The organism is Phyllobacterium sp. (genome assembly GCF_037994425.1).
Classification (GTDB): domain Bacteria; phylum Pseudomonadota; class Alphaproteobacteria; order Rhizobiales; family Rhizobiaceae; genus Phyllobacterium.
Genome location: NZ_JBBNAM010000072.1, coordinates 40322 through 66125, shown reverse-complemented (window position 1 = coordinate 66125; position 25804 = coordinate 40322). Strand labels below are relative to the sequence as shown.

The 25804-nt window shown below is 57.3% G+C and carries 26 protein-coding genes; 9 read left to right on the top strand and 17 right to left on the bottom strand.

Going from position 1 to position 25804, the window contains the following annotated elements; genetic code table 11:
• Window positions 1–174: 174 nt before the first annotated feature.
• Together AAAB35_RS05280 and AAAB35_RS05275 are read right to left on the bottom strand one after the other, a co-directional pair.
• Complete coding sequence (locus AAAB35_RS05280; RefSeq protein ID WP_340667168.1) at window positions 175–519, bottom strand: GrlR family regulatory protein; 345 nt, start codon at window positions 517–519, stop codon at window positions 175–177.
• 404 nt (window positions 520–923) lie between these two features.
• The gene (locus AAAB35_RS05275) at window positions 924–1802 is read right to left on the bottom strand and encodes a LysR substrate-binding domain-containing protein (protein ID WP_340667167.1); all 879 of its coding nucleotides are present in this window, start codon (window positions 1800–1802) and stop codon (window positions 924–926) included.
• Window positions 1803–1944: 142 nt separating this feature from the next.
• Between AAAB35_RS05275 and AAAB35_RS05270 the strand changes: the two genes are divergently transcribed.
• The 7 genes from AAAB35_RS05270 to AAAB35_RS05240 all read left to right on the top strand — a co-directional run bounded on the left by AAAB35_RS05270 (window position 1945) and on the right by AAAB35_RS05240 (window position 7797).
• Window positions 1945–2247 (top strand): hypothetical protein, encoded by a 303-nt coding sequence (locus tag AAAB35_RS05270; protein ID WP_340667166.1) that lies wholly within the window; start codon window positions 1945–1947, stop codon window positions 2245–2247.
• Complete coding sequence (solA, locus tag AAAB35_RS05265) at window positions 2244–3404, top strand: N-methyl-L-tryptophan oxidase (protein WP_340667165.1); 1161 nt, start codon at window positions 2244–2246, stop codon at window positions 3402–3404. The genes AAAB35_RS05270 and solA overlap by 4 nt, the downstream gene beginning before the upstream one ends.
• On the top strand, window positions 3401–3730 hold the full coding sequence (locus AAAB35_RS05260) for a hypothetical protein (RefSeq protein WP_340667164.1): 330 nt from the start codon (window positions 3401–3403) through the stop codon (window positions 3728–3730). The genes solA and AAAB35_RS05260 overlap by 4 nt, the downstream gene beginning before the upstream one ends.
• Window positions 3731–3969: 239 nt before the next feature.
• On the top strand, window positions 3970–4728 hold the full coding sequence (locus tag AAAB35_RS05255; protein ID WP_340667163.1) for an ABC transporter substrate-binding protein: 759 nt from the start codon (window positions 3970–3972) through the stop codon (window positions 4726–4728).
• A gap of 24 nt (window positions 4729–4752) precedes the next feature.
• Complete coding sequence (locus AAAB35_RS05250) at window positions 4753–5175, top strand: ABC transporter permease subunit (RefSeq protein WP_340667162.1); 423 nt, start codon at window positions 4753–4755, stop codon at window positions 5173–5175.
• Window positions 5172–5555: an amino acid ABC transporter permease gene (locus tag AAAB35_RS05245; protein ID WP_340667161.1), complete on the top strand. Its 384-nt coding sequence runs from the start codon at window positions 5172–5174 to the stop codon at window positions 5553–5555. The genes AAAB35_RS05250 and AAAB35_RS05245 overlap by 4 nt, the downstream gene beginning before the upstream one ends.
• A 703-nt stretch (window positions 5556–6258) precedes the next feature.
• A complete protein-coding gene (locus tag AAAB35_RS05240; RefSeq protein ID WP_340667160.1) occupies window positions 6259–7797 on the top strand; it encodes an FAD-dependent monooxygenase in 1539 nt (512 codons plus the stop codon).
• A gap of 158 nt (window positions 7798–7955) precedes the next feature.
• Here AAAB35_RS05240 and AAAB35_RS05235 read toward each other — a convergent pair whose 3' ends face one another.
• Together AAAB35_RS05235 and AAAB35_RS05230 are read right to left on the bottom strand one after the other, a co-directional pair.
• Window positions 7956–8984, bottom strand: coding sequence for a hypothetical protein (locus AAAB35_RS05235; protein ID WP_340667159.1), 1029 nt, complete (start codon window positions 8982–8984; stop codon window positions 7956–7958).
• Window positions 8974–10098 carry an HlyD family secretion protein gene (locus AAAB35_RS05230; protein ID WP_340667158.1) on the bottom strand — a complete coding sequence of 375 codons (1125 nt, stop codon included), beginning with the start codon at window positions 10096–10098 and terminating at the stop codon, window positions 8974–8976. Before AAAB35_RS05230 ends, AAAB35_RS05235 begins: the two co-directional genes overlap by 11 nt.
• Before the next feature lie 308 nt (window positions 10099–10406).
• Between AAAB35_RS05230 and AAAB35_RS05225 the strand changes: the two genes are divergently transcribed.
• Window positions 10407–11513: an AI-2E family transporter gene (locus AAAB35_RS05225; protein WP_340667157.1), complete on the top strand. Its 1107-nt coding sequence runs from the start codon at window positions 10407–10409 to the stop codon at window positions 11511–11513.
• 632 nt (window positions 11514–12145) lie between these two features.
• Here AAAB35_RS05225 and AAAB35_RS05220 read toward each other — a convergent pair.
• The 8 genes from AAAB35_RS05220 to AAAB35_RS05185 form a co-directional block, all read right to left on the bottom strand.
• Window positions 12146–13090 carry a substrate-binding domain-containing protein gene (locus AAAB35_RS05220; RefSeq protein ID WP_340667156.1) on the bottom strand — a complete coding sequence of 315 codons (945 nt, stop codon included), beginning with the start codon at window positions 13088–13090 and terminating at the stop codon, window positions 12146–12148.
• 106 nt (window positions 13091–13196) lie between these two features.
• A complete protein-coding gene (locus tag AAAB35_RS05215) occupies window positions 13197–14210 on the bottom strand; it encodes an ABC transporter permease (RefSeq protein ID WP_340667155.1) in 1014 nt (337 codons plus the stop codon).
• Complete coding sequence (locus AAAB35_RS05210; protein ID WP_340667154.1) at window positions 14207–15733, bottom strand: sugar ABC transporter ATP-binding protein; 1527 nt, start codon at window positions 15731–15733, stop codon at window positions 14207–14209. Before AAAB35_RS05210 ends, AAAB35_RS05215 begins: the two co-directional genes overlap by 4 nt.
• 46 nt (window positions 15734–15779) lie before the next feature.
• Window positions 15780–16952 (bottom strand): Gfo/Idh/MocA family oxidoreductase, encoded by a 1173-nt coding sequence (locus AAAB35_RS05205; RefSeq protein ID WP_340667153.1) that lies wholly within the window; start codon window positions 16950–16952, stop codon window positions 15780–15782.
• Between the two features lie 10 nt (window positions 16953–16962).
• Window positions 16963–18018 carry a sugar phosphate isomerase/epimerase gene (locus AAAB35_RS05200; protein WP_340667152.1) on the bottom strand — a complete coding sequence of 352 codons (1056 nt, stop codon included), beginning with the start codon at window positions 18016–18018 and terminating at the stop codon, window positions 16963–16965.
• A 28-nt stretch (window positions 18019–18046) separates the two neighbouring features.
• Window positions 18047–19063 carry a LacI family DNA-binding transcriptional regulator gene (locus AAAB35_RS05195; protein ID WP_340667216.1) on the bottom strand — a complete coding sequence of 339 codons (1017 nt, stop codon included), beginning with the start codon at window positions 19061–19063 and terminating at the stop codon, window positions 18047–18049.
• Between the two features lie 652 nt (window positions 19064–19715).
• Window positions 19716–19955 carry a hypothetical protein gene (locus AAAB35_RS05190; RefSeq protein ID WP_340667151.1) on the bottom strand — a complete coding sequence of 80 codons (240 nt, stop codon included), beginning with the start codon at window positions 19953–19955 and terminating at the stop codon, window positions 19716–19718.
• Window positions 19956–20575: 620 nt separating this feature from the next.
• Window positions 20576–20845 (bottom strand): VOC family protein, encoded by a 270-nt coding sequence (locus AAAB35_RS05185; RefSeq protein ID WP_340667150.1) that lies wholly within the window; start codon window positions 20843–20845, stop codon window positions 20576–20578.
• 418 nt (window positions 20846–21263) lie between these two features.
• On the opposite strand from AAAB35_RS05185, the gene AAAB35_RS05180 reads away from it, so the two are divergent.
• Window positions 21264–22193, top strand: a complete 930-nt coding sequence (locus AAAB35_RS05180) for a LysR family transcriptional regulator (protein WP_340667149.1) — start codon at window positions 21264–21266, stop codon at window positions 22191–22193.
• Here the strand turns inward: AAAB35_RS05180 and AAAB35_RS05175 are convergent.
• The 5 genes from AAAB35_RS05175 to msrB form a co-directional block, all read right to left on the bottom strand.
• Window positions 22182–23054: an alpha/beta hydrolase gene (locus tag AAAB35_RS05175; RefSeq protein ID WP_340667148.1), complete on the bottom strand. Its 873-nt coding sequence runs from the start codon at window positions 23052–23054 to the stop codon at window positions 22182–22184. The two genes, AAAB35_RS05180 and AAAB35_RS05175, sit on opposite strands and share 12 nt — an antisense overlap.
• A gap of 21 nt (window positions 23055–23075) precedes the next feature.
• On the bottom strand, window positions 23076–23297 hold the full coding sequence (locus tag AAAB35_RS05170; RefSeq protein WP_340667147.1) for a DUF2798 domain-containing protein: 222 nt from the start codon (window positions 23295–23297) through the stop codon (window positions 23076–23078).
• A 228-nt stretch (window positions 23298–23525) separates the two neighbouring features.
• Complete coding sequence (locus tag AAAB35_RS05165; RefSeq protein WP_340667146.1) at window positions 23526–24479, bottom strand: YeeE/YedE thiosulfate transporter family protein; 954 nt, start codon at window positions 24477–24479, stop codon at window positions 23526–23528.
• Between the two features lie 311 nt (window positions 24480–24790).
• A complete protein-coding gene (msrA, locus tag AAAB35_RS05160; RefSeq protein WP_340667145.1) occupies window positions 24791–25297 on the bottom strand; it encodes a peptide-methionine (S)-S-oxide reductase MsrA in 507 nt (168 codons plus the stop codon).
• Window positions 25298–25741: a peptide-methionine (R)-S-oxide reductase MsrB gene (gene msrB, locus AAAB35_RS05155; protein ID WP_340667144.1), complete on the bottom strand. Its 444-nt coding sequence runs from the start codon at window positions 25739–25741 to the stop codon at window positions 25298–25300.
• Window positions 25742–25804: the final 63 nt, after the last annotated feature.

Genomic DNA, 25804 nt, shown 5'->3' with positions numbered 1-25804 from the left:
CAGCAAGGACGCATGTTTAGAAACTTTCCCATGAGTTCGCCACTAAATCCAGCAGTTCCATGACTTGCTTAACCGACGCAACCCACCATAGGGACAAGGCTTTTCAATCGTCTGGATCACCGGGAACAGCCGCCGCAAAACTTTCACGTACTGGCTGTGAATGGGGCACGTGGGTCATTCGTGAAGAAAGTCGAGTTTGATATTTATACCGATGCCCGCCGCCTCTTTTGCTCTGGCTGTGAGATGAACGTGATCACCATTAACCTTGCCCTCGAGTTCAAGGGTATTCCTTTCATGTCCAAACGCCGATCCAATAGTCTCAGAAGGAGCTCCTTTATAAGGGTGAGCCCTAACGCGAGCAGTCATGACATTTTCTGACACCGAGTACGTTCCGACGTAGTAAATCAATGTATCTCCGCCATAAACGCGGCCGTCGCGCAGAACGACCAAGCCAATGCCTTGCATCGTGAGTGTATCAAACTCGGCACGATAGATTCCCTCTCGAAAATTATTCGGCATTCGATTTCCTCCAATGTTCAATTTGAAAGGATGAGCTTTCTGACGCCGAAGGCAATAGAACGAATGGTAAACGTCTTGAATCCCTCCTGGCGACCGCGATGAAATACTGTTGGCAGAGTTGTTGCGGTGCAGCAAAGAGTAGCGCGTCGAGCGACCACCACCTTCGACCCGAGGTTGCTGTTAGTTGGTAACACCGGACCTCATTTTCCACGCCGGGATACCTGTGCAGGCGCATGATCAGGTGTCGCGCATTCAACCCTTGGTAACCGAGGATCGATTCCCAATCACGTTGGCATGCGGGACCACGCTCAAATGAAGAAGCGCCAACCCAAGCAAATCAAAGATCGGACGCGTCTGCGCGACCACAATAGGAGACGATCTGCTTCGAAAGCAGCGCCTCACTTCTACCTCGCGGTGTTATCCGGAAATGCGAACTCGCCGCGAAGCCAGGTTCGCATTATCTGGTACAGTGTGAGATCGGCTCGATCCGACCAAACGAGATAATAGGCGTAGCGTGAGCGCGCCTCGACGTCGAACAAGCGCACGAGCCGTCCTGTGGCTAGATCATCGAGAACCAGAAGGCCGCGCGTCAAAGCAATACCTTGTCCGTCCAGAGCGGCTGCGATCATGTCGGTCAAGCTATCGTATCTCGGTCCCCGGTCGACGATCTGCCTTTTTGAACCGGCGACCCTGAGCCATGTCGGCCAGTATTCGTGCCTGATGTCAGCGTCCCTCAATAATGTATATGAGAACAGACTCTCCAGGGTGGGACGCCCGTAATTAACGATGAATCCGGGGCTGCAGACGGGATAGACACTCTCCCGCGCTAACAGCTCCGAGTTCCAGCCGCGCCAATTGCCTGTCCCGTAAAGGATACCGATTTCCGCGCCCGCCCGCCTCATCTGCGAGGGCTCGAATGCTGGGTAGAGCGTAACTTCAACGTCATTGTGAAGTTTGCCAAAGCGCGATAGCCGCGGGGTCAACCACCTTGTGGCTAGCGAAGGCGTGGCCGCCAGAACCAGTGAACGCTGGGAGGCTTGTTGCAATTCGAGCGTTGCCTGCTCAACCAAGTCCAATGCACGGCCTATAGCGGCCGCAAATTTCGAACCTGCTTCGGTCAGAACGAGCGGATGAGGACGCCGCTTGAAGAGCTTTACTCCGAGCGTGTGTTCAAGCAACCCGACCTGCTGGCTGACGGCGGATTGGCTGATGCTCAACGCCTCGCCGGCGGCCGTGAAACTCGACCGTTTCGACGCTTCGTCGAAGGCTCTCAGCGTTTGCAAAGGAGGTATTTTCCTGGACATGCATCATGATCCCGATCGGCCAACATAAGAATAGCTTATGTCGGCCGATAAGTAATCGCCGTTTGTAAATCCGGCAACTTTGCAATGGAATGGGTGCTGGAATTCGTAGGGAGGACAACTCATGATCGCTCGCATGTGGCACGGCACCACCCCCCTTCATAAAGCCGACGAATACCAGCGGCTGATGCGCGAGATTGCGATTCCAGACTATTTGGCGACGGAAGGCAACATAAGCGCCTTCGTGCTGCGGCGCGACGAAGGCGGAATGGCGCACTTCACCACTCTGACGTTCTGGCGTTCGCTCGATGCCATCAAGGCCTTTGCCGGTGAGGATGCCGCCGTGGCCAAGTATTACAACTTCGACCCGGACTTTCTCGTCGAGCTTGTGCCGCATGCCGAACACTACGAGGCATTCGACAAATGAGGACCACCGGCCTTTACGATGTCATCGTCGTTGGCGGTGGAATAATCGGCTGCTCGAGCGCATATGCCCTGGCCGTCAAGGGTGTGAGAACTCTTCTCATAGAAGGGAGCGCGATAGGAAACGCCGCAGCGAGTTCGCACGGGCGATCCCGCATCATCAGACTGGCCTATGACAGTGACGAGTACATCAAGCTCGCAAGAGCCGCTTTTCAGGTTTGGAAAGATGTCGAAGCCGATGTGGAAATGGACCTGATGCGTAAGGTCGGTGGTCTCGACCTCGCCTTTGAATCTGTCGGTTCCTGGCAAAAAAGCCTCGATGCTATGCAAAAGAGCGGTGTCAGCTGTGAGGTTCTGTCCAGGCAGGAACTCGAACGCGCTTGGCCCCAATTCGACGTGCCCGAGGGCACCGTGTCTTTCTATCAGCCGGACACGGCGATCCTGCACGCCGATCTTTGCCTTGAGGCGATGGTCAAGCTCGCGAGGCGCAGCGGCGTCGATATCGTCGAATGGCAGGAGGTCAAGGGCATAACGCCAACGCCGAATGGCGTGACGATTGCCACGGACAGTGAGGTGTACCGGGCGCAAAATGCAGTCCTGGCGGCCGGACCGCAAATGCCGAAACTGCTCAAGAAGCTTGATCTGGAGTTGCGGCTGGCTGTCTCAAAGGAACATGTCGCATTTTTCCAACCGGCAAGGCCGCAACTCTTCGGTCCTGATCGCCTGCCGGTCTTCATCATGCATTTCGGAAATGGTCGGCTGGGTTCAGGCTTCCCGCTCGTTCGCGATGCGGGGGTCAAGGTCATGATCGAATCGCGCACACCCTCGACAACCGACGACCTGTCGCTCGACTTCGAGCACCTTTGGGCACTGCAAAGCCGGATCAAGCAGATCCTTCCCGATCTGGCGGTCATGTCGCGTGCCGAGACCTGTCGCTACACAATGACTCCCGACAGCAATTTCGTCATCGACCGGCATCCTTGCCATCGGCAAATCCTGATTGCCTCACCCTGCTCCGGACACGGCTTCAAGTTCGGACCGTTGCTGGGGAGCGCCGTGGCCGAAATGTGCGTAGGCGATACGCTTGATGGCGGCCTTCAACCATTCCGCATTGATCGTCCGCTTCTCGGTTACAGGCAAGCCGTCGGAGATGTCGCATGAGCGAGGATTGGCCCCTATCGCCAGTTTGGCCCGTGACGACGCGCGTCTTGGCAACGGCGCGCCACGATGGGCGGCCGTATCTCACGCCCCCTTCGGCTGCCAGGCAGCTCGACAGGTGCGGCACAATCATTGACGAAGTGGTCGAAACATCAGGAATTTTGACGCCCAAACACCTCTCATCCAGCGCCATCGGTGCGGCGGACCCAGGCTTTATCGACCGACAATACGCATCAGCGCAATCAGGATGGGAAGGACCGTCTCCTCTTTCGGTCATGTCGTGCAGGGAGCCTGACGACGCGGTGCGGAATGCCGACGACACGATCTAGCGTTCGGGAGCAGCCGTGTGGAAGCAAGAACAAAGATCGGGCCCTGCTCGCAGCCAGGGTGCTGCACGCCGGACAGGTCTGGATCAACAATTATGACGGTGCTGACTACACAGTACCGTCGGGCGGTTTCAAGCAATCGGGCAACGGCCGGGACAAGTCGCTGCACGCGCTGCACGAATATACCGGGCTGAAGGCCACCTGGATCGAATTGGCCGGAACAAACGAAAAGGGAACATCATATGAAAATGATCATCGGCATTTTCATTGGGATGGCTGCGTTGTCGCACGCCGCCGAAGCCCGCGATCTGGCTTCCATTCGAAAAGACGGCTCGATCAGGATCGCGACCGAGGGAGCCACTCCCCCGTTCAACTACTTCAAGGACGGTAAACTCACGGGGTTCGACGTCGACCTCGGAACGGCCCTGGCGGGAAAAATGGGTGTGAAGGCCGAATGGAAGGCATTGTCCTTCGACACGCTGCTGGTCGGCTTGGGACAAGACCGTTTCGACCTCGTCATCGCCGGCCACGGCATTACGCCTGAACGCAGCGCCGCCGTCGACTTCAGCACACCCTACTTGTGCAGCGGAGCGGTGATCGTCGCCCGCGCTGGTGGTCCGACGACTGAGGCCGAGTTAAGGGACAAGACCGTAGGCGTACAAACGGGCACGACCTATCTGACGGCCATTCGGAAAGTGGACGGCGTGGGTGAGATCAAGACATTTCCCAAAGACACGGACGCTTTGCAGAATCTCATCAACAAGCGGACCGATGCTTGGGTTTCGGACAAGATCACCGCATTGGATGCCGCCAACAAGAACCAGGCTGCCAATCTTCAGATCGGCGACATGCTGTTCGTCGAACAGTATGGCATGGCGATCGCCAAGGGCAATGGCGAGCTGCTCGCTGCGGTGAATGAGGCTTTCTCGGCCCTGCTGACCGATGGCACCTACGCCAAAATCTCCAAAAGCTACTTCGAAAGAGATGTACGCTGCCACTGACAATCAGCTCCGAGGAACGGGTCAATGTCACTGTTTGTTGGACTTGCGATGCGCTTCCCAACGATTGACGGCGGCCAACGGCGAAATGCCGACACGATGATTATGGCCTTTTGCGTCGTTGGGCTTTGGGTCACATTGTCGGTAATGCCGTTGCTGTTATCGCCGTTGCCTTCGCCGATCGGTTCCGCGGCAGTCCAATTCGGCGAAGGCGCGCGCATGACAGTGCTGCTTACGACGGCATCAGGATCTGCGGGCATCGTTCTCGGGGTTCTCATCGCCCTTGCCCGCATGTCGAAATCAAGAACGCTTACGACTGGAGCATTGGGGTTTGTGTGGATCATTCGCGGCACCCCGCTGCTTGTGCAAATCCTTTTTGTCTATTCGCTCTGCCTTCACTTCTGCCGGGCCTCGAGCTTTCGGATTTTTGGTCGGCAGTGGTGGCATTGACCGTCAATGTCGGGGTGTATAATTCGGAAGTTATCCGCGCTGGCATTCAGGCCATCCCGTCCGGGCAGTGGGAAGCGTCGCGCGCACTCGGTTTGCGCCCGTTGCCAACGTTGTACAAAGTGATCCTGCCGCAAGCGACGCGGATTTCCCTGCCACCTTTAGTCAACAACATGGTGGCTCTGCTCAAGGATTCCAGTCTCGCCTATGTCATCGGCGTGGTCGAACTTTCGCTCGTCGGCAACCGCGTCCAGGCTGAGAGCTTCCGTCCTATTCCCGTTTTTGTCACGATAGCGACGCTCTATCTCGTACTTACAACAGCAGTTACCGTGTTCAGCGGTGCCCTGGAAAGGCATTTATCACGAACCGACCTGAAGGACTGAAAAACCCCGACCAACCCCAAACGACAGCTCAACTCCGGAGAATTATCACGCGCCCTCTACTCATAATAATGCGGTGCTGTAGCGATTTCCCGCTGACTGTCGAGATCGTGGTGTAGCCAGACGCGTGCGCCCAGGTCATGCTCCATTTGCTTGGCTGTATCAATTGATCGCTTGGTGAGTTCGAGGTCGAAGTTCGATTGCCGCAGCGCCGAATTGGCGTAAATAGTCCATCTTCAGCGCATCGCATTGGAGGACGACATCAGTGCGGAACGTCTGGTCGTCGTGCTCCCGGAATTGCCGATGCCTAGCATGCAGGTGAGCCGCCTGCATGCATTCGGTCAGCAAGTGCCGATACGGGCGAGGTTGTTTGTCGACTTTCTCGCGCAGCGTTTCGCCGAGATGGTTGGTTCGCGAGCGCGACCGGAACACACTCAATGAATGCCACTTGGAGAAGCAGGCGCGAACTACTATTTTGTCGAGTTGCTGCCCGACATCTGGCACTACGCAGCGTACTCAATCCACCCGCTGCATCGGGAGAATCCTTTGATGCAGACGGGAAAGCTGAAATATTTAAGGCCATCATATCCGTGGCCGAAAAGGTTCGGCTGGTGGACTGTCAGTAGCCGCCCACTTTCGAAAACTTCTCAAGAAGAACTGAATTGCCATGTCTGAAACACCGCAGCCCTCTTGATGGAGGATGGAAATGAAGCGCAGCGATGTCCTGATCGTCGGCGCTGGTCCGACAGGTCTCGTGCTTGCCCTCTGGCTGACAAAACAAGGCGTGAGGGTTCGTATCATCGACAAGGCGAATGGACCGGGAACGGCGTCCCGGGCCCTCGCCGTCCAAGCACGCACGCTCGAGCTTTATTGCCAGCTCGACCTCACCGGCGAAATTCTCAAGACAGGTCACAGGGTCGCTGGCATCAATTTATGGGTCAAAGGCAGGAAGGCAACGCGCGTCGCCCTTGAAACCATTGCTGAAGGACTAACCCCTTACGGGCCGTTTATCTACCCGCAGGATCAACACGAGCGCTTGCTCATCATGCGTCTCGAAGCGCTCGGGGTGCAGGTCGAGCGAAACACTGAGCTTCTCAATTTCATTGACACCGGTGATCAGGTTGCGGCAACTCTGCGCCTTTCCGGCGGCAATCAAGCGCGGTGCGAAGCAAGCTACCTTGCCGGCTGCGACGGCGCGCGTTCGGTTGTAAGGCAGATACTGGGCACTGGGTTTCCTGGCGGCACCTACCAACAAGTATTTTACGTCGCCGACGTCGATGCCGCCGGTCCCACTTTGGACGGCGAACTGCACGTTGACCTCGACGAGGCAGATTTCGTTGCGGTCTTCCCATTGAAAGGCAAAGGTCGCGCACGACTGATAGGAACCGTCCGTGACGAACGGGCGGCACGTTCCGAAAGCCTGAAGTTTGAAGATATCAGCGATCGCGCCATCCAGCACATGAAAGTGCAAATCCGGAAGGTCAACTGGTTCTCGACGTATCACGTTCATCACCGCGTCACTGAACGTTTTCGCAAAGGCCGCATCTTTCTCCTGGGCGACGCCGCGCACATTCACAGTCCAGCCGGCGGCCAGGGCATGAACACCGGCATCGGGGACGCCATTAATCTGGCGTGGAAATTGAAGGCGGTGCTGATGGATCAGGCGTCACCTGCCCTTCTCGATACTTACGAGACCGAGCGCCGGACCTTTGCCCGAAAGCTCGTGGCGACCACCGACAAAGGTTTCACCCTCGCAACCGCTCAAGGACGGGTGGCGGACTTTATCCGCACCCGCATTGTTCCTCTGGTTGTTCCAACGCTCTTCAAATTTGAGGCGGCCCGCGACTACATGTTCGGTGCTGTGTCCCAGATCGTCGTCGCCTACCACGACAGTGCCCTCAGCCAGGGTCGGGCCGGTGACGTCACCGGCGGCGATCGCCTTCCATGGGCAGCGATGCCGGGCGACGATAATTTCGCGACTTTGCAGGCGATCCGCTGGCAAGTCCATGTGTATGGTGCAGCCAGCGCAGACCTTCGCAACTGGTGCATGCGACATGGTCTTTTGCTAAATATTTTCCCGTGGCGACAGGATTACCTGGGAACCGGCCTCGCCCGCAACGCCATGTATTTGCTGCGGCCCGACACCTATGTTGCGCTTGCTGCCTACCAGCAGGATCCGGACGCATTGCGATGTTATTTCGTCGATCGTGGACTTTCGATAAAGCATCTTTCTCAGTCGGCTTGAATCCTCGATGGGGAACAGGACGTGTCCGCTAACGATACGGAGCCTTGTATTATATCGCCAATGCGCCGACTGTGTGCACCGCTGCCGACGAGCAATCTCGGCAAAGCGCGCCACAAGTGGCCATCCTTTCTCAGCGCTGCGCCAAGGCGATGAAGCGTTCAATCGAGGCCACGTTCCTGTCGGGGCCAAAGCAACGTTGTCATGAAGATCGCATAGGCGACGGCCACCAGGATGTAAGTCACCCGGGTGGAAAAGGAATCGGCGGCAGACCCCGGAAGCGGTGACACGCCTGTTCCGAATACGAGGAGGAAGATCGTCAAGGCGCCTGCATAAAGTTTGGCGGCCGGCGCATGCATGGCAGCACGACCGCCAAATACCAGGCCGGCCAGCAGCACCAATAGAAAGAGGAAACTGAGCGACGGCCGTACATGAAGCAGCCCGAACGCGACGGACGCGGCCACGCCTCCCGTGATATTGGTTATCACGATCCCCATGGCCGCGCGCGTGCTAGCTGCAACGTCGAATTGCGAGAGCAACGACACGACTGTTATCGGAATAACAATCGCTGTGGCCAGCCCTTCACGTGTCAGACAGGCAACGACCGCGATCAGGAGTATGGCGGTGTTGGCGGCAGCGTAGCTTGCCGCACGCGGATACGTCGTCGCCGTCGCGGCTTTAAGAGCGGGGCTACCTCTGTCTGGGATCAGGGCATGGGCCGCCCACATCAAAAGCATTCCGGTGACCACACTTTGAACCAGGATCATAAGAATGGTGTCGCCGAGATCCTCGTTCAGGATTGTGAGGAGCGGCACCATAACCGCAATGACCAGGACAAGAAAGATTGTGGGGCCGCCCTTGCCGTTCGCCTGCTGGTAGAAACATCCAAAGTAAATCAACCCGAGCAGCAGCAACAGAACCGGCGGCCGGTCGCCAGTCAATACCGTTACGAATTGCAGAAGCGCTCCAACGACAAGAATTAGCACAGTTATTGCCAACGCCTTTTGCACCGGCAGGGGGCGGGAACTGGAGATCAGAAACTGTGCCGCAAACAATGGCCCAAGGAACGGGATGACAGCCCCCGAATAGACCAACCAGGTAAAGCCGACCGCAACGGCAAGCGCTATGCGCAGACCCTTGCGCTTTACATTAATGTCGTCCTCGTGCGTAAGGTGTGCGTCAGCTGACATAGGTGAGGACCGACAGAATTCGGATCCAGATGCTGCCGAGCGCGTTGGTGACCGGATGGTCCCCGGTGTAGATGACCACATTCACCTGCGAACCATACCGCACGCCTTTCGGCCGCCCTTTGTCGAGAACGAGGCGGATGGGAAAGCTTTGCGGCGTTCTAACCCAGCCGGTGTCTGTGGAAATCTTCGGTAGGCCCGTCGCTGGGTCGACACTTCCCTGAGCCACCCCCATCCCGATGCCTTCAACGGTGGCGGCGAAAATCTGCCCGGGGAGTACATCGAAAAGCACCTCCGCATGGTCACCGGCGGTAACCATCTCAAGGCTGTTCTCCTTAAACGCGGCCGTGATCCAAATGGTGCCGGTATCGATGAAGGTCATTGCACTCTCGCCTGCGCTCACCATGCCCCCGACGGAAAGCTGAAGATTGGTGACGACGCCTTCTGCGGGCGCTGAAACCGTCGTGCGCAGCAGATCAAGCTGAGCCGTTTCAAGCGCCGCGAGCGCTTCCTTCAATTGCGGATTGTCCTTTCCTGAGGGTCCAAGTTCCTCCTGAGCCCGTGCAAGTTCGGCTTCGGCGGCATCCACGCCTGCATCTGCCTGGTCCAGCGCGGACGCAGCCTCATCATATTTTGCCTGGGCGTAGATACCGCGCTTGACAAGTTCCATGGCGCGGGTGGCTTGATCCTGGACATTGACGCGGACCGCCTTCGTCTCCACCACCCTAGCTTGGGCGGCATCGACGGCCGCTGTCGAAGCGCCGATCGTCTGACCTACCCCTGCAAGTCGTGCTTCCGCCTCCGCAACTGCAAGACGGTACTGTTCGGGGTCCAGGCGAAACAGCATCTGGCCGGGCGTCACGGCGCTGTTGTCGGTCACGCCCACTTCAATGACTCGCCCGGTAACCTCCGGCGCTATGGCAACGACATATGCACTGACGGTCGCCTTCGAGGAAGACGGAGTGCGCCGCTCCATGAAAACCGTCACGACGAAGAGAAGGAGTGCTACCAGGAGCACGGTAATCGCGACCCTGCGCTGGGGGTTTTTCTCTTTCAGAGGTGCGCGCACTCTACTTGGAGCATCATCATGAGGAGCCCCAGTTGCATCCGACGCCATGACGGTTCCCCCCAAAGATCGCGACTGTCGCGTTGCGCCTTTCCTCGCGCCCCGCACTGCGTTGGAAAGCAATTTAGTCCTAAGCTGTCGCCTTCGCAACGGACACCGATACGATGCCTAACCCAATGAATGCGCCCGACATAACAGCGTGAGGCTCAAGCTACATTAGGCTTCTCATGGCCCGTCCGAGGCGTGCTCAGAGCAAACATGTTTGCGTCTGTCTTGCAGGAACGCCGAAACAGGTAAATAATCAACAGGACGACCGAGCTACGTGGGAATCCAGGTTGACTGGGAAGGGGGCAGTAGCAATGGAGCCGAACGTTACAATCCCTGAGCGTGCGCCGTCGCTCTTGAGGATGCTCGATTCAGCGCTTCAGATCGGCCTCGTGGCCTTACTGATCTTTGCGTGTAGCCGCATCATATTGCCCTTTACGGGCATCCTGCTCTGGTCGGTGATCCTTGCGGTCATGCTCTATCCCCTGCACCAACGCTTGGTCGTCCGGGTCGGCAATCGCTGGTCGGCGACGTTAATCGGGTTGGTCAGCGTCGCGCTAATGCTCGTACCATTGATTCTGGTGGTGACGTCGCTTGGGTCTTCTATACTTGAGTTTGTCTCGGGCCTGCAAGACAGCAGTCTGACGGTGCCGCCGCCGCCGCTATGGCTTGGCGACCTGCCGCTGGTCGGCCAGAAACTGACCGAGACATGGGCGCTCGTCGCGACAAACATGCCGGCGGCGCTTGCCAAGTATGGCAAGATGCTCGGTGGGATTGCATCATCGCTGGCATCATTCGCGGGCGGTTTGGCCGCTGGTCAACTCTCGTTCGTACTTTCGTTCGCAGTCGCTGCCGTAATTATCGCCTATGGCGACGGCGCCACCGAATTCGCCAGTCGCATGTTGGAACGCATCACCGGCAGCAAGGCACAAGGCCCCCGGCTGGTTGCGATGACCGCCGCTACGATCCGAGGTGTGGCGGTTGGAGTAGTCGGCGTGGCGGTCATCCAGTCGCTGCTGATCGGAATAGGCTTTTTCGCCATCGGCCTTGCGTCAGCCGGCGTTTTGACCCTGGTGGTGCTATTGTTTGCCATCGTGCAGGTGCCGGCGGTGCTGATAACGCTCCCTATCATAGCCTATGTTCTTGCAACGGAAGCGACCACGCCGGCGATCATTTTTTCGATCTGGACGATCATTGCCGGGCTCAGCGACAACGTGCTTAAACCATTGATGCTCGGCCGCGGACTTGAAGTTCCAATGCCGATCATCCTCATTGGCGTTATTGGCGGCATGATCGCTGACGGGCTCCTCGGCCTGTTTGTGGGCCCAGTGCTCCTGGCCGTTGGTTACGTACTGCTCATGGAGTGGCTGCGGTACGACCCGATTGAGGGCGGGTCGCAAACTGAAGTTCCGCCGCCATGATCGCGGTTGCTCTTGCTGGCAATGTTGGCATGCCTTTCATTTCAGGTACTGGCATCGCCGTTCGCCGCCCGTTTCGTCCCCCAGGCTTTCCGGAAACCGCTCGACCCTAAGCCGCTTCGCGGAATTTTCCGTTAATTCTCGATTCTGATGGTAGTGATATCGGCAACATCGTCCAAGTCGCTTTTTGGCATTGCTTTAGAGGCAGCTTGGTGCATCCAGCGGGCCACCGCCAATGGATCGCAGTGCAGTTGGACCGCACTAGAATGCCGATCGGACGACGGCCGTTAAGTCGCCCTGTGACGCTCTAGACACGCGCCCAGCAAGCTTCGAAGCCAAATCCCGTCGGGGCGCTCGCCGACGGACGTTGACAGATTGTCCAAAGGACGCATGACAGCCCCGCAGCGGGATTTAGGGCTCTGGCCATACCGAATGGCAGGCATCGTTTCGTAAATCCATGCTTACCTATCGCTCGGACCGCCGGAAACTAAAGCGCGGCGGGGCTGTCAGCTTCCAAATTTACAAATGCCGCTCCAGGGGAGCCCAATAACATAGGCTGTCCAAAAAAATGTTACGCAAAAAAGAAAGGCCCTAACGGGGCCTTTCCAGGGATCAGAAGTCGTTAAACCGACGGATCAGAACGGAGAGTCCGGGAAGTAGAATTCCTTGGCATTGTCCTTGGTGACAAGGGTCGCGTCGAGGATGTACTTGCCGCGCACTGGAACCTGGTCATAGAAGTTTGCCACCGTCAGTTCCATCGCCGTTGCTACCATTGACGGCGGATAAAGGACGTTGATCGGGGTCATCTTGTCGCCGTCAGCAACGCGCTTGATCATATCCTTCATGCCGGCGCCGCCGATGACCATCTTGATATCGGTGCGCTTGGCCTGGTCAATGGCTTCGAGTACGCCAACTGCCATGTCATCGTCCTGGCACCATACGGCATCGATCTTCGGGAATTTGGTCAGATAGTCCTGCATAATCTTGAAGGCATCATCGCGCGACCAATTGCCGAACTGCTTGTCGAGAACCTTGATGCCGCTGCCGGCGATGGCGTCGTCGAAGCCTTTCTGCCGCTCTTCGTCAATGACGATCGGCAGGCCACGAATAACCGCGACGTCGCCGGTCTTCAGTGTATCCTTCAGGTACTCGCCAGCGACGCGGCCGAGTTCGGGATTGTTGCCGGCAACGTAAAGATCTTGGATCGTCGGATCGGAAAGAGCGCGGTCGACGACGGTGACGAAGATGCCCTTCTCTTTCACGGCGCGGATCGGATCGGTCAATTCGTCCGAATTATGCGGCAGGGTCACCAGCGCATCGATGCCCTGGGTCGTCAGATCTTCGAGGGCATTGGCCTGCGAAGCGCCGTCGGGCGAGGTTTTGATGGTGATCTTCAGGCCGGGGTGAGCGGCTTCGAGAAGCTTGGCGGCACGTTCCGCGTGATAGACGACGCCGCCAGTCCAACCATGGTCGGCCGCCGGAATCGACACGGCGATATTGACCTTCTTGTCCTGCGCGTAGGCGAGGGTCATCGTCGAAGCGAGCGCCGCTCCAACAAGACCGATCAAGAGTTTACGCATTTGTCTTCTCCCAATTTTCTGCTCGGGCCTTGATTGCGGCGCGGTGGGTGGCCCTCATCCCCCGTCCGGTCTCGTTTGGGCGGCCTGGCCGCCCCTTTTGTTGGCATCAGGCTTTTTTCTTCTGCAGCGTGCGCTGCACAAGCATGGCAATGATGATGATCGTGCCCTGGACGGCACCGATTAGGTATTCGCTGACGATATTGGAAAGCACCATGATATTACCGACGACCTCCAGCATGAAGGCGCCGCAGATCGTGCCCCAGATGCGGCCGACCCCGCCTCGCAGTGCCGTGCCCCCGATGACGACCGCGGTGATCGCCTGCAATTCCCAAAGCATGCCCGTTGTCGTCGTCGCGGCGCCGAGCCGCGGAACATAAACGACGACTGCGATGGCGACGCAGATGCCCTGCAGAATATAGGTCATTGCCCGCACGCGGTTGACGTGGATGCCCGAATAGCGCGCTACGTCTTCGTTGGAGCCAACGGCGATCACATGGCGTCCGAACGATGTCTTGTAGAGGATGAATGCGCCGAAGAGGCCAACAACGAAGATGATCCAGACGGGGATCGGCAGGCCAAGCAACACACCGGTATAGACCGGGCGGAACATGTTGCGCATCGCAATCGATTTCATGGCGATCGAGCCGCCATCGGCCAGCCACACTGTCACGGAACGATAAATCGCCATGGTGCCGAGCGTCACGATAAAAGGCTCGATCCTGCCGATGGTAATGACAGCGCCGTTCAAAAGTCCCGCAAGTGCGCCCACGCCAATAGCTACGACAACGCCCGCCGCAAGCATCGCCATGTCGCCGTCGATGGCGCCCGAGTTCAGGAACAGGATCATGATGCCAGCGACCAGCGCCGCCATCGAGCCAACCGAAAGGTCAAGTCCACCGGCCGAGATCACAAAAGTTGCCCCAACGGCAATGATGGCAATGAACGACGACCGCGTCAGGACGTTAAGCAGGTTGTCGATCGAAAGGAAGTTCGGATTGACGAGCGCCCCGAGGATGAACAGGGCCGCGAGCGCGAGGAAGGGCGCAACCGCCGTCTTGTCGAGATCCGCCAGTTTGCGGCCAAAACCGCGTGTGTCGGTGATTACCTTGGTGTCGTTCATGCGTTCCCCGCACTGTAAAGCTCAGCTTCATTGATCTTGACGCCGGTCGCGTAGACGACGATTTCATCTTCCGTCATCGCATCTCCGGTTACCTCGCCGACTATGCGCGATGAACGCATGACGAGAATGCGGTGACAGATGCCGATGAGTTCCTGCATCTCGGAGGAAATGACGACGACCGACTTGCCGGCCTTGGCAAGATCGGCGATGAACCTGTAGATTTGCTCCTTGGTGCCGATGTCGATACCGCGTGTCGGTTCGTCGATGATGACGATACTCGGTTCAAGCAGCATCATCTTAGCCAGGAGCAGTTTTTGCTGGTTACCGCCCGAAAGCTGGCCGGCGAGAAGATCGCGTCGCCGCGCCCTTATATCGAAATCCGAAATGGCCTTGTCGAGGCTTTTATCCTCGCGCTTGCGCTCGATGAGCGGTCCATTGGTAAACTTATCGAGCGTTGCCAGCGTGAGGTTGGTTCGAAGATCCTGCGCTAGCAAAAGGCCCTTGCCCTTGCGGTCTTCGCTCAAATAGACGATGCCCGCGGCCATGCTGTCACGCACGCTGTGGAACTTGACCGGGCTGCCGTTGAGCTTGATTTCGCCATGGGCGGTGCGCAGGCCAACGATACCCTCGAAGAGCTCCGTGCGCCCGGCGCCGATCAGGCCGGCAAACCCCAGAATCTCACCTTTTCGCAAGGCAAAATTCGCATCGCGGGCATAGCCGGGGACATCGAAGTTCTTTACCTCGAGCACGGTTTCACGGGTCGCGGTATCCTCGCGCTCAGGGTAAAGCTTGGACATGTCGCGACCAACCATGAGCCTTGCCATATCGACCGGTTCGAGTTCGGCGGCACTGCGCGTCGCTATCAGCTTGCCGTCGCGCAGAATGGTGATGCGGTCGGCTATTGCCGCCACTTCAGGTAGACGATGTGAAATGTAAAGCACCGCAACACCCTTGTCGCGCAGATCACGGATAACCTTAAGCAGGGCTTCGGTCTCGAAGGGCGTCAGCGACGCCGTCGGTTCATCGAAGATGACAACACGATGCGGAACCTGCAATGCCCTTGCGATCTGCACCAACTGGCGGCGGGCGATGGAAAGCCGGGCGATCTGGGTCGTCGGCTCTATTTCGGCGCCAAGGCTGCGCACGGCCTCGGCGGACTTTAGGTTCATCTCGCGGTCGTTGACCATGAGGCCGCGCTTCAATTCGCGGCCCATGAAAATGTTCTGCGCGACCGTCAGGTCCGGTGCGAGCAATATTTCCTGATGCACGAGGACGAGACCGCGATGTTCCGCATCGACGGGACCGTGGAAGGTGATGGGCTCACCGTCAATTGCGACCGTGCCCCGCGTGGGCGCAAGGTGGCCGCTCAGAAGCTTCATCAGGGTCGACTTGCCCGCACCGTTCTCTCCAATGATGGCATGGACCTCGCCCGGCATCACCGACAGGCTGATATCGGTCAGGACCTCGACGGGTCCGAATGCCTTGGCAATGCCGCGCGCTTCAAGAACGGGTGTCTCCGTCATGATCCGGGCTCCCGCAGGAGGAAGGGGGATGAGGCAAGATAAGCCATTACACCTTGGTCCAGACGCCGCCGGCCTTTGAGGACCTTACCGCAGCTTCGATGAATTCCATGCCGGTAAGGCCGTCCTCTACCGTCGGGAAGATAACGTCTTTCGGCGCCTTCTTGCCGGTGCGCGCCGCAATAATCGCCTGTGCCGCCTCGCTGTATATGTTGGCAAAACCCTCAAGATAGCCTTCGGGATGACCGCTCGGCACGCGGGTCAAACGCGCGGCCTCCGGCGTCGCGCCGGCGCCGCCGCGGGTAAGCAACTGCTTTGGCTTGCCGAACGGCGTGTACCAAAGATAGTTCGGATCAGCCTGGGTCCATTCGAGGCCGCCCTTGGTGCCGTAAACGCGCAGCTTCAGGCCGTTCTCGTTGCCGGGCGCTACCTGGCTTGCCCAGATCATGCCCTTTGCCCCGCCATCAAAACGCAAGAGGATTTGCACATCGTCGTCGAGCACCCTGCCCTCGCCGAAGCTGGTCAGTTCGGCGCATAGCTGCTTCAATTTCAGACCGGAGACGAAGCAGGCCAGGTTATAGGCGTGCGTTCCTATGTCGCCGATGGCGCCGCCCGCACCCGAACGTTTCGGATCGACGCGCCATTCGGCCTGCTTGGAACCTGTGGCCTCGGTCTTTTCGGTCATCCAGTCCTGCGGGTATTCGGCCTGAACGACACGCAAATCGCCAAGCAGTCCCTTGTGCACCATTGCCCGCGCCTGGCGGATCATCGGGTAGCCGGTGTAATTGTGGGTAAGAATGAACAGCTTGCCACTCTTGGCAGCAAGGGAGACGAGTTCCTTGGCCTCCTTGACCGTCCTCGTCAGCGGCTTGTCGCAGATCACGTGGATGCCGGCTTTCAGGAATGCCTTGGCGGCGGGCGCATGCATGTGGTTGGGCGTGACGATCGAGACCGCCTCAATGCCGTCGGCCCGTCTGGCCTCGATCTTTGCCATTTCCTCGAAGGATGTATAGGCACGCTCATCCGCAATGCCGATCTCGCGCGCCGATAACTTGGCTCGCGCCGCCTCGGACGATAGCGCGCCGGCGACCAGTTCGTATTGGTCATCCAGGCGCAAGGCAATGCGATGCACCGCACCGATGAAGGCGCCCTGCCCGCCGCCGACCATGCCGATGCGGATGCGGCGCGACGCCGGTTTTTCTTTCGATGCTCCGATGGCCATCCTTACCCCCTCAGTTCAAGCCAAGAATACGGCGATTGGCGGCATCATCAGTGCCGGCGCCGGCAAAATCATCGAATGCGCGCTCGGTGACGCGGATCAGATGTGCGTTGATGAATTCGGCGCCCTCACGCGCGCCATCCTCCGGATGCTTGAGCGCGCACTCCCATTCGAGAACCGCCCAGCCATCGAAATCATGGGCCGTGAGTTTCGAAAATACCGCGCCGAAATCAACCTGACCATCGCCAAGCGAGCGGAAGCGGCCGGCGCGGTTGACCCAGGACTGGAAGCCGCCATAGACGCCCTGGCGCCCCGTCGGATTGAACTCGGCATCCTTGACGTGGAAAGCTCTGATCCGTTCATGATAGATGTCGATGTAGTCCAGATAATCGAGCTGTTGCAGCACGAAATGTGAGGGATCATAGAGCAGGTTGGCACGCGGGTGATTGTTCACACGTTCAAGGAACATCTCATAGCTGATGCCATCATGGAGGTCTTCCGAAGGATGAATCTCATAGGCTGCGTCAATGCCCTGCTCATCGAGGTAATTGAGGATCGGTGTCCAGCGCTTGGCAAGTTCATCAAAGGCCGCTTCGACGAGACCCGCAGGGCGCTGTGGAAACGGATAAATATACGGCCAGGCGAGTGCGCCGGAGAACGTCGGCATCGATTTGAGGCCGAGGTGCCGCGAGGCGCGGGCCGCGCGCTTCAACTGGTCAACTGCCCATTCCTGCCTTGCTTTCGGATTGCCATGAACTTCCGGCGCTGCAAAACCATCCATCATCTCGTCATAGGCGGGATGGACCGCAACGAGCTGGCCCTGCAGGTGGGTTGAAAGCTCGGTGATGGTCAGCCCGTGTGCGGCGGCCGTCCCGGCGAGCTCGTCGCAATAGTCCTTTGAATCGGACGCATTTTTCAGATCGATCAGACGTCCATCCCAGGCCGGGATCTGTATGCCCTTGTAGCCGAGGGACGCGGCCCAGGCGCAGATGGCATCGAAGGAATTGAATGGCGCCGTATCGCCTGCGAACTGCGCGAGAAAAATGGCTGGTCCCTTGATCGTTTTCATATCGTTCCTCCCTTCAATCTGTCTGCCGTCAGGGCATGTTGTCCCTGAGAAAAATGTCGATGCGGATATGCTCCTGGCCTGGCACGATCGGTCGTCCCTCACGCAAGGCGGTGAGGATCCGCGCAGTGCTGCGCGCCATATGGCCGGCATCCTGATTGATTAGGGCATCGACGGTCCCGCGCACCAGATGGCGCCGGGTCGAGGCCGTCAGTTCATGGGCAACGAAAATCACGTCGGAAACGTGTCCCGTCGCCTCCAACGCGGCAATGACGCCAGCCTGCCCGCCGCCGGCATTATAGATCGCAACGAGATCGGGATGGTCTTTCAGCAGAGCGCTGGCTGCGGCCTCGACGCGCGCATTCTCGTCCCGGGCTTCGCGCACAGGAAGAACATCGAGGTTCGGGTATTCGCGCGAAATGATCTGTTCAAAGCCGAACTGGCGCTCGATGTGGTCCCGCAAGGCGAGCGAGCCGGCAATCATGCCAACCTTGCCCTTGCGCGGTCCGACGAACCTGCCAATGAGCGAGGCGGCGGTGCGCCCGGCAGCAAAATTGTCGATGCCGACATAGTGGGCCCGGCGCGAGTTTGGAACGTCCGAAACGAGGGTCAGCACCACCACCCCTGCATCGGCGAGCGCGTTGATGGCCTCCGTAACCGCCGGATGATCGAGTGCGACGACGGCGACGCCATCAATTCCGGAAGGCAGGTCTTCGAGGGCAGCAGCTACAGCCATACCATCGAACGTATCGACATGCTTGATCGAAAGGCGCACACGATCTTCAATATGTCGCTCGCGGGTCGCGCGAAATTCGGCGGCGAGGTTCTGCATGAACTCGTTTTCACCGGTCGGCAGGATGATGCGGAAATCGTAATCACGCCCGCGTGCAAGGCGTGATGCATGGGGGTCGGACAGAAAACCGAGCTGCTTTATGGCCGCGTTGACACGTTCGATGGTGCGCGCATGCACACCCATCCTCCCGTTCACGACGCGATCAACCGTTGCAAGACTTACGCCGGCTTCTCGGGCGACGTCTTCAAGCGTCATTTTCCCCACGAGAACTCTCCTCCGCCTGAAGTCTTAGATCAACCGAATGAGGTGTGCAACTCTTTTTGAGTTGTTTTGATGGGTTCTTTTGACGGTCAGTTTTCACTTCTTGTTATCAACCGACACATAGTTAGGTCGAATCTCCCTCATAGTGTGCCTCAAAGACCTTACAAAGCGCCGCACCCCCAAAATTCGGCTGCGCTGCCATTTGTTCCGCAGCCCATGTGCAGCAATCGTCGACACCTCCTCCCAGCTCCGCCGGTGGTCTAACAACCATGCAACACCGATCGGTCCATGTCAGATGGGAGTGTTCGGTGTGAGAATGACCTTTGGTGTTGCAATTTGATAAGGGGCCAGCTCATTAACGGAATGGTCCAGTAAACAGTATGTTTTTAGGCCCATTGTTTGGCAGCCTGAGCATCCAGTTTGGGCCTGGCGCTGATCGGGGGTGCGTCGAACACTGGCTTTGCTTTGCCAACAGCCAATGCCACTGCCCCGAACGCGAAATGGCAACCAAGATCAGTGTCGCAATGAGAAATAAATCTCTGGTGCGCAGGGGATCGTCTGGCGGCATAACAAATTCACATTTCTGCGGGCGCAAACGTCGCTCAAACACTGAGGAAATGTTGCATTCCAGCGGCTGCGGCGGGGCTTAGTCCATGAAATATTGCGGAAACCTGCGGCGAAGAAACGGGACCCACTCGGTCCAGTTGTTCCGCAAAAATATCCATTTGCCTGCGCGCCATGCTTTTAAAAACGCCAATCCATCGTGAGGGGCAAAATCAATGGCAAAATCGATTGCTAGGCTTGGGTCCTCGCGCTCGCCGTAATCAATTTTGGCCGTGGCTTCCTCGTTTTGCCTATGCAGTGGTTCAAAGCCTCTTGCCTTCATCACAAGGGGTCCTCAGTGATAATGACCGTATCTTTCGAGTCCAAGGGGTCGGGATGCATGGTTATTTCCATGTTAGTTGCAAGCCTCCGATGAGGCTGGCGCGCTGGAGGGCACTAGGTCTGGCGGGGGTGAAAAGACGAGAGCTCGACCGCCAGACCTCAGCTATGGGGAGTGTTGTTCCTAGAGAGGAATGCCAGAAAGATTTAAATTTGCGCCCTATCGGGTAGTTTAGGTGCCTAATTACACGAGCTGGCGACCCGCCAGTGAGGCGACAGTGACCTCACCGCCGATCGTGTCGTAGTCGCGCTTTTCCATCCACCAGCAAAATATAGAACGCCCATTTTGCTGGCGTTTTGGCGGGCGGGTGAGTCAGGCTTTTGAAAGTGGTTACAGTTCTAAACTTTATCTCGGGCTTCCGATTTTCGAGGCCGCGCTGGACGAAGTTTTCGCCGACTTCAGTTGCGGGGCATATCCGGCCAGCGCGTCGAGCGCCTTTCAAGCTTGCTGGAAATGCTGCGCCTTCCTTGGTCAGTCCGCACCACCCGCAGCGCCTGCACGGTCGCGATTCCTGTTCAACAGCTACTTTGTGGCTATGGCCCTCGCTATTAGAGGGTGTTTCATCAGCCGTGGTCCGCCCGGCGCAAACGCTCAATAAGGACATCGACCTCGTTCGTAACGATCATAAATCGGTTCCACCCGCCCGGTTTCGGATCGCCGCCCGCCTGACCACCGCTCCCCGCACCTGGGGCGCTAAGATACAACGTCAAGTCGTCGCGCAGCAGCGCGGCGAACTTGCCCGGAGTGTGCTTGTCGATCTTGAAATCGAGATTGTCTCGATAGAATGCGACCGCCTCGTTGACGTCCGCAACGATGTATCGGACGGATACCATTCAACCTTCTCCTCTGTATTGTGGCTACAACGGTCAACGCGCGCAAAGGTTTCCTGTAGGTGGAGCTGAGCGCAGAACCGGGGTTGTACAGCACTAAGGCCCGCTCCACCATTTGATGAAGCGAGCACGAAACATAGGCGTTAGATTGTCGAATATTCGTTCGATTTGAACGACAGATGCTTCACGTTCTCCGGTCCATCGAAACTTTCCGAATGTTGGCCCAAGTCTGCTTGTAGTTGGGAAGCACCAATTCGTTGGTCCCGGCGTTGATCACATTGCCGACTGCGCCCGTCGGATAGCCAAACAGCATGTGCTGTGGATCGGGGCATCGCGATTCTTGCCTCGCAACAACTAGCATTACGCTAGTCGCCGAACGCGAATTGGTCTAAATAAAATCAAACTCCAGGTGCGGTGTCCAATGGACCGATTTGATGCAATGCGCGTACTGCTTGCGGTGGTCGACGCCGGCAGCCTTTCCGCAGGCAGTCGAAAGTTGAATGCTCCGTTGCCAAGTGTCAGCCGCAAAGTGGCCGACCTTGAGCGTCATCTCGGCGCAAATCTCATAATCCGCACAAGTCGGAACCTGCAACTGACTGATGCCGGACGAGATTACGTCGAGTCGGCCCGAAAGATCATGGCAGACCTCGAGGAGATCGAGCGTCGTGCTTCCGGGGAATATCAGACGCCTCGGGGAATTCTGACGATTACAATGCCCGTCGAGTTTGGCAACCGTCACGTGCTTCCGATAGCACTGGAATTTATTGATCAACATCCGGAGGTTTCGTTAAACCTCCTGTCACTCGACCGCTCGGTTCATCTTGTCAGCGAGCAGGTCGACATTGCCATTCGCCTCGGCGAACTCGCGGACAGTTCCCTTTACGTGGTCAAGGTTGGACAGTTTCGCCTACTGACATGTGCCAGCCCTAGCTATCTGAAGCGATTCGGACTTCCACTACATCCGTCCGAACTGCCGAACCACGATGGTATCATTTTCAACAAGCGAACATTCTTCTGGACGTTTGATGTCGAGGGTGTGCCGACCGAGGCGGTTCCGCGCAGTCGGATCGAGGTCAACACCGCGGCCAATTGTGTCGCCGCGGCTCTCAGCGGCGTTGGTATCGCCAGGCTCTTCGACTATCAGGTACCTGACGAATTGTCTTCAGGTGCGCTTGTCCCGATCCTGAACGAATTTGGCGGAAAGCCCAAGCCAATCCACATTGTGTATCCTCGCCAGGGTCTCCTCGCGCTCAAGGTGCGCTCGTTCATAGACTTTGCACTACCCCGGCTTCGAGCGGTATGCAGCGGTGAAAACGAAGCGGCAGAAGGATCGAGACGCTCACCTGAATGAAGCGCGAACCTCAGCGATGGTCTGCTCCGGTTTCTGCAAGTGAGGATAGTGGCCGACACCGGGAAGAACATCGAATTTTGCCCCGACCTTGTCCGCGAACTCACCCCCCATCTCCTTCTTGATGTAGAGATCTCTTTCACCCCAAATCACTTTCACCGGCGTCGTCAGCTTGTCGAGATTTGCCTCGAAATATTCCTGGTCCCGTGTGAAGTTGGAGTAATAGTAGTAAAATGCGTCAGCCGAGGTGAGATTCCCATGGCCCCAGCTGCGGATCATGTCGTCATTTACGTCCACCTTGAGATCGAACTGTTGTTCCTTCGGAAGATCCCGCCTGTAGGCGTTAGCAAGTATTTCAGCACTCGTTTTGTTCATATAGGCGCGAGTTATCGACGCGCCGGGTTCCGCTTTAAGGTTCTGCAGACTCTCGAACATATACGCGGGCCTGTTGAATGGCGCGAAGTCTCCGACGACTATGCTTTTAGCGATACTAGGCTCGTCGAGAGCAAGCAACAGAGCAGGCAGGGCACCAATATCCGTCGCATGGATCGTCAGATGCGATTGATCTATGCCGGCTTTTTCGATGTAGGCTTTGAGCACATCGGCGTAGCTTTTTGGCGCGTACGAGAAGTTCCCGATAGCTGGTCTGGAGGATTTGCCATATCCCGGCCAGTCGAACGCATGGACTTCGTAGTCGTCCCCGAGGGCGGTCGAAATATCTTTCCAGACATATAACGTTTCAGGGAAACCGTGCAGAAAGAGTACCGTTCCTTTCGGGCTCGGGTTGTGCACTATCATTCTGCGGAGCGTGATGTCCTTGTCGATTTCGATGAACCCGACATCGGCCGTACATGGCTTCAACATTTCCGTGATCCTTTCTGAAATTCAAGAAATCAGACGATCGAGGCGAGTCTGCAGCCTCGGACCGACCAGAAGAATGGTTGGTATGACAATGGCATAGCCGATGGTCCAGGAGCGCAGCCACGTCAGGGCAAAACCTTCCGCAAATCCGAAATTGAGCGCGAGCAGGACAAAGGAAATGATCCCGGTCGTGACAACACCCATCGACAAGGCGAAGGCGATCTTGCGTTTGAATTGTGTATTCATCTTCCTTCTCCAACATGTTGTTTTTCGACGCCTCGCTGATGCGAGCAGGTAGTCGACAAACTGGTGATTGTTACAGTCAAGAATAGAACATTGCAGGCCGCCACGAGTAGACCGAGATTGCGAGAGGGTGCCTCTTGAATCCGACACATTCCCAAGCTCGGGCTGGCGATGAAGCCTGAACCTGACCTCAAAGCAAGACGCCATTTTCTTTCGGTACTGATTCCTTAGTCATGACCAAGCTCGAGCCGTCGAACCGAACTTCGCGATGAGCACTGCAAGAGTTACGACGAACAGACCGTAGGCCAGAGCCGCCTGCCATGCCCCCATGGGAAAGCCAATCATCAGCAGCGTGTCGTTGCCGCCAGGAATCAGCAACGCTCCAACTCCCATCAGGGTACCCCCCAACGTTCTCCAGGCTAGGGTCTTGATTGTGGGCCATTTGAACAGAAACCGACGCTTCCTGAATCGCGCTGAAACAATGCTGCCACAAAACATGCAGACCAATGTCATGGGGCCCACCACAGGTATCGAAATGATTGACCCAAGCGAGGCTGTAATCGAGAAGCCAGGCGCGAAAACTGCCAAGATCGTAAAGGTGCTTCCGATCGCGACCATACATACTGTCAGCCGTGCAAAATTGGGCTTGGATTTCAACGACGCACCGAACCTCAGCGCCAGGGCGGCCAAAAGCGCGATTGAGAGAAGCAAGGGGCCAAATGGTACAGAAGCACTTATCGGCGACCGCTCCGGAAGGAGGTCAAACGCAGAGTCGATGTACAGCACTGCAAAGATGCCCACAAACGTGAACAAGAACTCGGAGTCGCCATTTCCGAAATGTCCAACGGATCCGAATACACAAGCGCCGTTCACATGGAGGCCGATTCCAAACAATATGGCTGCCGGAACCAAATATCCGAAGGGTGACCAACCCGACTGCATCGTCGGCGACGTTTCGAGGATTGCATATACGATGGCAGCCCAGACAGCACATTCAACGATAGCGATGAATCGCGCCGGCCGCCTTTCCAGCACCAGCTCTCTCGTGGCGATGACAGTACAAATTGATCCATTGTTAAGCGCGAAGCCGAGAACAAATGCCAGCACTCCGAGCGTAGCCATGCCCACCCAAAGCTCTATGCCAGAGAAACCAGCCCCAAATATGCCAGCGAGGAACTCGCTCACTCCAACCTGCTTCCGGTTTGAGACACGTCCAGAATTCGCATTGATTACGATCACTGCGATTCTCGCTACTGCTGCTCCTGCGAATAATGCCGTAAAGGCGCAGTGTGCCGGCCGGACAATTTCCGCAAGTTATAGTAGGTCCAATCTTCACAATACGCCACAGGATCGCCTCATTCTGCCTCAGAGACTATTGGCGCTTGAGTATCTGGCGGTATGGGGCATCCCAATCCATCCTTGCGCCCGGTGCTGTACCGGACACAAGGAGTCGATTGGACTGCGACGGTGTTCCCAATTGATGAAAGACACGTCCCCTATTCGGCAGCCCGTCGCTTGGGCAGCACCCAGCCTGAGCGCGGGAAATGGCAAGTATAGCCGCTGGGGTATCGCTCTAGGTAATCCTGATGCTCCGGCTCCGCTTGCCAAAAATCTCCCAACCGTTCGACCTCGGTCACAGCCTTGCCCGGCCATAAGCCCGATGCGTCGACGTCTGCGATGGTGTCCTCAGCTATTCGCTTCTGTTCATCGTCCACGTAGTAGATCGCCGATCGGTATGAACCGCCCACGTCGTTGCCCTGTCGGTTTCTCGTGGATGGATCGTGGATCTGAAAGAAATACTCCAGTATGCGCCTATAGCTGATGATCTCGGGATCGAAAGTGATCTCGATGCCCTCGGCGTGGGTGCCGTGGTTGCGGTAGGTCGCATTGGGCACGTCACCACCCGTGTAGCCGACGCGTGTGTCGATTACCCCGGGAAGCTTGCGGGTCAAGTCCTGCATGCCCCAAAAGCAGCCACCAGCCAAAACAGCTTTCTCGGTCATCTAAATATCCTCCACCTGGTCTAGGTACTCTCCGTAGCCCTTAGCCTCCATTTCATTGCGCGGAATGAAGCGAAGCGAGGCAGAGTTGATGCAGTAACGAAGTCCGCCTCGGTCTTGTGGCCCATCGGCAAACACGTGGCCGAGGTGACTGTCGCCATGCACCGAGCGAACCTCCGTGCGCACCATGCCATGCGCATCGTCCCGCAGTTCATTCACATTAGTGGGCACTATGGGCTTGGTGAAGCTAGGCCAGCCACAGCCGGAATCGAACTTGTCGGACGACGCGAACAGCGGTTCGCCAGAAACGATGTCGACATAAATTCCCGGTTCCTTGTAGTCGTTGTACTCGCCAGTAAAGGGGCGCTCGGTGCCGTTTTCCTGAGTAACCCGATATTGCGCAGGCGTCAGTTTGCCGACCGCCTCATCAGTCTTTGCGTACTTCATTGCATTACCTCCATTGTTGGTTCTGCCTGAATATGGCGAGCGGCCGAGACGATTCCCAATACA

Excerpts from the sequence above, each read along its gene's own strand:
- AAAB35_RS05280 (WP_340667168.1), bottom strand. The coding sequence starts at position 519 with ATGCCGAATAATTTTCGAGAGGGAATCTATCGTGCCGAGTTTGATACA.
- AAAB35_RS05270 (WP_340667166.1), top strand. The coding sequence starts at position 1,945 with ATGATCGCTCGCATGTGGCACGGCACCACCCCCCTTCATAAAGCCGAC.
- solA (WP_340667165.1), top strand. The coding sequence starts at position 2,244 with ATGAGGACCACCGGCCTTTACGATGTCATCGTCGTTGGCGGTGGAATA.
- AAAB35_RS05260 (WP_340667164.1), top strand. The coding sequence starts at position 3,401 with ATGAGCGAGGATTGGCCCCTATCGCCAGTTTGGCCCGTGACGACGCGC.
- AAAB35_RS05255 (WP_340667163.1), top strand. The coding sequence starts at position 3,970 with ATGAAAATGATCATCGGCATTTTCATTGGGATGGCTGCGTTGTCGCAC.
- AAAB35_RS05250 (WP_340667162.1), top strand. The coding sequence starts at position 4,753 with ATGTCACTGTTTGTTGGACTTGCGATGCGCTTCCCAACGATTGACGGC.
- AAAB35_RS05240 (WP_340667160.1), top strand. The coding sequence starts at position 6,259 with ATGAAGCGCAGCGATGTCCTGATCGTCGGCGCTGGTCCGACAGGTCTC.
- AAAB35_RS05235 (WP_340667159.1), bottom strand. The coding sequence starts at position 8,984 with ATGTCAGCTGACGCACACCTTACGCACGAGGACGACATTAATGTAAAG.
- AAAB35_RS05230 (WP_340667158.1), bottom strand. The coding sequence starts at position 10,098 with ATGGCGTCGGATGCAACTGGGGCTCCTCATGATGATGCTCCAAGTAGA.
- AAAB35_RS05225 (WP_340667157.1), top strand. The coding sequence starts at position 10,407 with ATGGAGCCGAACGTTACAATCCCTGAGCGTGCGCCGTCGCTCTTGAGG.
- AAAB35_RS05220 (WP_340667156.1), bottom strand. The coding sequence starts at position 13,090 with ATGCGTAAACTCTTGATCGGTCTTGTTGGAGCGGCGCTCGCTTCGACG.
- AAAB35_RS05215 (WP_340667155.1), bottom strand. The coding sequence starts at position 14,210 with ATGAACGACACCAAGGTAATCACCGACACACGCGGTTTTGGCCGCAAA.
- AAAB35_RS05210 (WP_340667154.1), bottom strand. The coding sequence starts at position 15,733 with ATGACGGAGACACCCGTTCTTGAAGCGCGCGGCATTGCCAAGGCATTC.
- AAAB35_RS05205 (WP_340667153.1), bottom strand. The coding sequence starts at position 16,952 with ATGGCCATCGGAGCATCGAAAGAAAAACCGGCGTCGCGCCGCATCCGC.
- AAAB35_RS05200 (WP_340667152.1), bottom strand. The coding sequence starts at position 18,018 with ATGAAAACGATCAAGGGACCAGCCATTTTTCTCGCGCAGTTCGCAGGC.
- AAAB35_RS05195 (WP_340667216.1), bottom strand. The coding sequence starts at position 19,063 with ATGACGCTTGAAGACGTCGCCCGAGAAGCCGGCGTAAGTCTTGCAACG.
- AAAB35_RS05190 (WP_340667151.1), bottom strand. The coding sequence starts at position 19,955 with ATGAAGGCAAGAGGCTTTGAACCACTGCATAGGCAAAACGAGGAAGCC.
- AAAB35_RS05185 (WP_340667150.1), bottom strand. The coding sequence starts at position 20,845 with ATGGTATCCGTCCGATACATCGTTGCGGACGTCAACGAGGCGGTCGCA.
- AAAB35_RS05180 (WP_340667149.1), top strand. The coding sequence starts at position 21,264 with ATGGACCGATTTGATGCAATGCGCGTACTGCTTGCGGTGGTCGACGCC.
- AAAB35_RS05175 (WP_340667148.1), bottom strand. The coding sequence starts at position 23,054 with ATGTTGAAGCCATGTACGGCCGATGTCGGGTTCATCGAAATCGACAAG.
- AAAB35_RS05170 (WP_340667147.1), bottom strand. The coding sequence starts at position 23,297 with ATGAATACACAATTCAAACGCAAGATCGCCTTCGCCTTGTCGATGGGT.
- msrA (WP_340667145.1), bottom strand. The coding sequence starts at position 25,297 with ATGACCGAGAAAGCTGTTTTGGCTGGTGGCTGCTTTTGGGGCATGCAG.
- msrB (WP_340667144.1), bottom strand. The coding sequence starts at position 25,741 with ATGAAGTACGCAAAGACTGATGAGGCGGTCGGCAAACTGACGCCTGCG.